This is a genomic window from Phyllobacterium sp. P5_D12 (assembly GCF_054049495.1).
In genome coordinates this window covers 1-4,912 of record NZ_JBFUMG010000344.1, presented here as the reverse complement: position 1 = coordinate 4,912, position 4,912 = coordinate 1, and the positions used below count along the sequence as shown (strand labels likewise).

Below are 4,912 nucleotides of genomic sequence, written 5' to 3'. Positions count from 1 at the left end.
AGTTTGGACTGGGCGAACTGACCGGCAAAAACAAAAGGTTGCGGTCACGATCGACAGCCATACTTGCCCAGACGTTTGCGGTGCCGCTCTTCGCAGCGTCTGCGGCATCCAGAGCGTGGAACGTCCAGCGCAGGGCGCCCGTCCGTGCATCAAGCGCAAAAACAGTGCCGGGTGGATCGACAGCGTCCGCCCAGTCCTTGCCGGCCCAGCCGACAAAGAGGAAATCCTTGTAAACGGTCGGAGGCTGGAGAATGGACAGTGGCCATTTGGCGTTTTCAACATTCCACTGGTTAATATCCACGACACCGCCCTTGCCGAAATCGGCGCAGGGCTTGCCCGTGTCTGCATCAACGGAATGCAGCTTCGCGTCCATCGTGCCAATATAGATGCGTTTCTGGCACGCCTGCGAAGCGTCAGGGGCATCTGCCTGCCAGTAAGCAACACCGCGGTTCTTGAGGTCAGGCTGCGTCAGCGCTTCAAGAACAGCATTGGTATCATAGCTCCACTTCACCTTTCCCGTATCGGGTTCAAGTGCAAAAATCCGGTAAAAGGGCGTGCCAAGATAGACTGTGTCATTAACGAAAAGCGGCGTCGCCGACCACACTGTTGGCGGAAGATCGGCCTGCGGACCAGAGGCTGGCGGGCGATTGTGCATCCCGGCCGGAGGCGGTCCACCGGATGAAACGTCGCCAGTATGGGTGCGCCAGGCAACCGTGAGATTCCCCACATTCTGGGGTGTTATCTGCTTCAGGGGCGAGAATTTTTGTGCCGCAAGGTCACCGTTGTAGGTGCTCCATTCGACGCTCTGGGCCCGGAGTTCGCCGCAAGTTGCCGTCAACGCCACAACAGACAACGCCGACAATAAATACTTTGTCCACACCACGTCGGTCACCATTGCAAAAGCTTGGTTCAGGCAAACGCGCGACGCTGTCTGAACACGTGAAGAATCCAGCCAAGAAGGCTGACGAGCATAAGGATCACAAGTGTTTGACTATGCAGGAGATATCCGGCGAAGGATGTGCCGGTGATATTGAGGATAGAAGAGACGATGAAGAACGACCGGAGGAAGCCAGCGTTCAACTTGGCAAGCGCCATACCGAACAGGGCCAGCAGAATGGTCGACGCAATCACCAGAAGCGTTCCAGGCTCACCGGCGATACCGCTATCGGGATTGAAGTAGTTGACGATCGAAACGACGAGGCCGCCAAGCGATGCCAGCACCATGAGTGCGGTTCCAGCATCATTAAAGATTCCAGAAATTTTGGCCATGGTCCCTCGCTGCGATAGTATTGAAGCARGCGAGTGGCAAAGTCTAGCTGGATTTTTACAGACAGATAGCTCTTTTGATCAGTCTAATTTCAGTAATTGCCCAACATACCCAAACAATGTCGCATACGCCGCCCAACATCTTAGCTTAAACAGGGATGCAATTCGCCGGTTCGGTTGAGAGGCTACGAGGCAAGGATCAATCCAGAGCAACGAAGGCTGCCCACTGAAACGCCATGGAGAAGCGGGTGCCGCGATTTTTGCACCCATCTAATCCGTTTTGATTAAGTAGTTTGTAGTATAGTTTATTGTGTTCTCAATAAAAAGGTGTAGACTTCATTTGTTGGCTGCAGAGCAGCAGGCCTCGGGGGAGATACCGGCTCGTGCAGCCCATTAGGGGAGTGCATGATCATGCCTTCGACCTTACCTCAATCTATTTTCGATTTGCTCTTTGTGACGAACGGCGGCTGGCTGCGGCCGACGACGAATATGCCGGGCACAACTGGGAATGACGACCTGACGTACAATAATCTTCTCTCCGGGCTTCTCGTAGATGGCGGGGAGAAAGACGACCGCATCCACATCACAGGCGGCCTCACGCTTTTGAGCACCGTTCGCGGCGGCGGCGGCAGTGACCAGATTTTCGGCGGAACCGGCGCCGATATTATCGATGGCGGCGACGGCAACGACTTCATCGAAGGCGGTGCGGGTGCCGATAGTCTGAGCGGTGGCTACGGTATTCGCGGCGGGACCGACACGCTGAGCTATGAGCACTCCAATGCGGCGGTGACCGTCAACATGGCGCAGCTGAATGCGCTGGGCAATATCACCGTGAGCGGCGGGCATGCCAATGGCGATCTTGTCCAAAACAATTTCGAGAATGTCGTCGGCTCGGCCTACGACGACACTATCACCGGCAACCGAGTGGGCGGCTCTGTCCTCGTCGGCCTTGGCGGCAATGACACCCTCAATGGCGGTGATGGATATGACACATTTGTCGGCGGCGCAGGTGGCGATACGATGACCGGCGGGCTCGGTGCCGATACGGCCGATTAACTATCTTCCGTGGGGAGGTCAATGGTAGCGAAGGAGGGATTAGTTTACCAGTCTCCTCAAGACCTTGATCTTATTGAAATTGCACGGTAAACGGCTCCTATCCTTGGTAGGAATTGTTGGTAGGAATGCAATGAATAGGGCAATGAAGTATCTTGTGCGGAAGGGAAATATCTGGTGGGTGAAGATCGACATACCCTCTGACTGTCAGGCCCAGCTAGGCAAGCGTAATTGGGTTGAGACCACAGATACCGGAGACATACCAACAGCCAAGCAGCGGCGCGACCAGATCGAGCGACAGGTGAAGGATGTGTTCAGTGCTATCAGGGCTGGGACATTTCAGCAGGATACTTTAGGTGACCTTGGTGCATCGTTAAGAAAAGCTTGGATGACTGCCGCTGACCACAGCGAGGAGGGCGAGTTCTCAGAAAAAGACATGCTCGCTATGTCAGCCAAGGAACTCGCAGACAGGCTACGCCCACAAGAACAGAAAGCCTTTGAGGCAGCTTGGACAGGCCAAGAGGATACCGACAAGTATGTTTCGGATTGGCTACGTGAGGCGAGGCTTTCTCCGAAGACCACCGCAGAGTGGAAGGGGTTGACCGCAAGGTTCCAGAGGTGGGCCAAGGCTCAGGACTTGAAACTTGCAGGGATCAACCGGAAGGTAGCAGGGCGGTATGTCGCCGAGGTGCTCGCGCCTATGCATCCGACTACGGCTGCTAAGCATGTTTCCTGCCTCAAAGGGTATTGGGCGTACTTGATGCGCCGAAGTCATGTCGCGACAGACCAAGGGAACGTGTGGACTGACCAGCTGCAACCTCAGAGGGCCAAGGGTGGCGACAAAGTGGCTATGCAGGTCGAACGTGCCTTGACGGTGGTAGAGGTGAAGAAGCTTACCAGCGAGACAGGCGAATTGGCGGACTTGTCATTGGTGGCGGCACTATCTGGAATGCGGCTTGGTGAGATACTTTCACTGACCAAAGAGGCCGTGGTGACCATCGACGGCATTGAGTGCTTCGATTTGGCCAAGGCGAAGTCCAAGGCTGGCGTTCGAGTAATCCCGGTCCACTCAGGGTTGGCTAAGCTGGTTGAGGCTCGCACTAAGTCCGGACCGTTCTGGCCTGAGTTCGAAGGATTGATTAAAGCGAGTGTCAGCAAGCGCTTTGCTACCTATCGTAGACGACACGGTATCAATGAGATCGGCGAGGGCAAGCGCAGGGCATTGACCAATTTCCACAGCCTGAGAAAGACGTTCGTTACCTTGGCGAGACATGCAGGAATGAATGAGGCCACCATTGGTCAGGTCGTAGGGCATGAGCAGCACGGTGCGAAAGGCTTGGCGTTCTCTGTTTACTCCAACGCGAGTACCAAGCAAATGCAAGAGGTGGTGGAGAGCGTGAAAATACCAGTAGTAGTTTGAGACTATTCAGCATTGATCAAGCTGGCTGACGTGACTGTTCGTTCGCCTTCCTGACCCGCTCCTCAACCTCGGTCTTGTGCTTTCCCCACTCCGTCTCTGTCTCAAAGTACTTCTTCAGTGCGACGTGGTCGTCCAGTCTGGCAACGACATACTTGGGGTTGAGTGGCTCTCTTGGGGGGATGCGATGAGAGAAAAGGTCCCCGAGCAATAGGTTTTGCATATCGATCTGGAAGTCGTAAATGTAGTTGCCGAACTCGCCTATCCCCTCAGTCAATGCGTTGGCGGCAACATCGATCTGGCTGATGATCTGGTCGTTGGGTAATGACCAAGGAAAGGTCGAAGGAGCTCCCGTGGCATCTGGGTTATCCATAGGCATCCATCGACTTGCGAGGCTTCTGTAGGGATCGAAGGCGGCATTAGCTTCATGCATGGCGACGTTGAAGGCTAGGCGATACATCTCTAGTCCTGGGTGCATCACGCCCCATCTCTCGGTAACGCTGACCATGTCGATTACCGCGCGATTGAACTGTTCTTGCTTGTCAAACAGCGCTCTTGGTCTGGCTTTGGGAATAGTCCACTTGAGACCTACGGCGGTCATATCCCTGTAGAGCTTGAGGTCRGTCGAAAACCCAGCAACGAAACCACTGTACTCAATCTCTGCCCTCCCAGCATCGCGACAAAGTCCGACAATCTCCTCATAGACCTTCATCTTGAGTTTGATCGCTTCGGTGTGCCTCATCTGGTCCGTTGCACGACGAGCTTGCTTGGCATTCTGCCATACTACAACCAAAGCACCCACGGTTGCTGCTAGGACAGTTGCTAGTGCACCCCAAGGTAATGCGGTCCACAGGAGGAAACCACTTTCAGCCATTCCATTGCCTATTCTTATTCAATTCCAGAAGAGCGTGGATCATTCTGGATTTCGATACAAGATAACCGGGAAATTCGACACAGATAATATTAGTACACTTTATGTAATATCGGATGGCTTTACGAACGCGACCTAGTTTGGGTCAGAAAAATCTTAGGTCCCATCATATAGAACGAATGCGCGGTGGTTCCCCCCGTGCCACCCTCGAAACCTAATGGCCACCTGAGGTATCCTTAGCCGTCGCTTGGTGCTAGCCCGTCGAACACTTCCAGCAACGCTGCCGTGATCGCAGCACCGAGGGC

The 4,912-nt window shown here is 54.4% G+C and carries 5 protein-coding genes; 2 read left to right on the top strand and 3 right to left on the bottom strand.

The genetic code is table 11. The annotated features are described in order from the left end of the window. Both ACXJ5O_RS18950 and ACXJ5O_RS18945 read right to left on the bottom strand, forming a co-directional pair. A partial coding sequence (locus ACXJ5O_RS18950) for an outer membrane protein assembly factor BamB family protein (protein WP_457301248.1) occupies positions 1 to 883 on the bottom strand: 883 nt, incomplete at its 3' end. A 26-nt stretch (positions 884 to 909) separates the two neighbouring features. Beyond that, the gene (locus ACXJ5O_RS18945) at positions 910 to 1,269 is read right to left on the bottom strand and encodes a hypothetical protein (RefSeq protein WP_457301247.1); all 360 of its coding nucleotides are present in this window, start codon (positions 1,267 to 1,269) and stop codon (positions 910 to 912) included. A 408-nt stretch (positions 1,270 to 1,677) separates the two neighbouring features. Between ACXJ5O_RS18945 and ACXJ5O_RS18940 the strand changes: the two genes are divergently transcribed. Next, entirely contained in the window at positions 1,678 to 2,322 is a 645-nt protein-coding gene (locus ACXJ5O_RS18940) for a calcium-binding protein (RefSeq protein WP_457301246.1), read from the top strand. 142 nt (positions 2,323 to 2,464) lie between these two features. Beyond that, positions 2,465 to 3,739 carry a DUF6538 domain-containing protein gene (locus ACXJ5O_RS18935; RefSeq protein WP_457301245.1) on the top strand — a complete coding sequence of 425 codons (1,275 nt, stop codon included), beginning with the start codon at positions 2,465 to 2,467 and terminating at the stop codon, positions 3,737 to 3,739. A 16-nt stretch (positions 3,740 to 3,755) separates the two neighbouring features. Here the strand turns inward: ACXJ5O_RS18935 and ACXJ5O_RS18930 are convergent, their stop codons facing one another. Beyond that, entirely contained in the window at positions 3,756 to 4,610 is an 855-nt protein-coding gene (locus ACXJ5O_RS18930) for a hypothetical protein (RefSeq protein WP_457301244.1), read from the bottom strand. Positions 4,611 to 4,912: the final 302 nt, after the last annotated feature.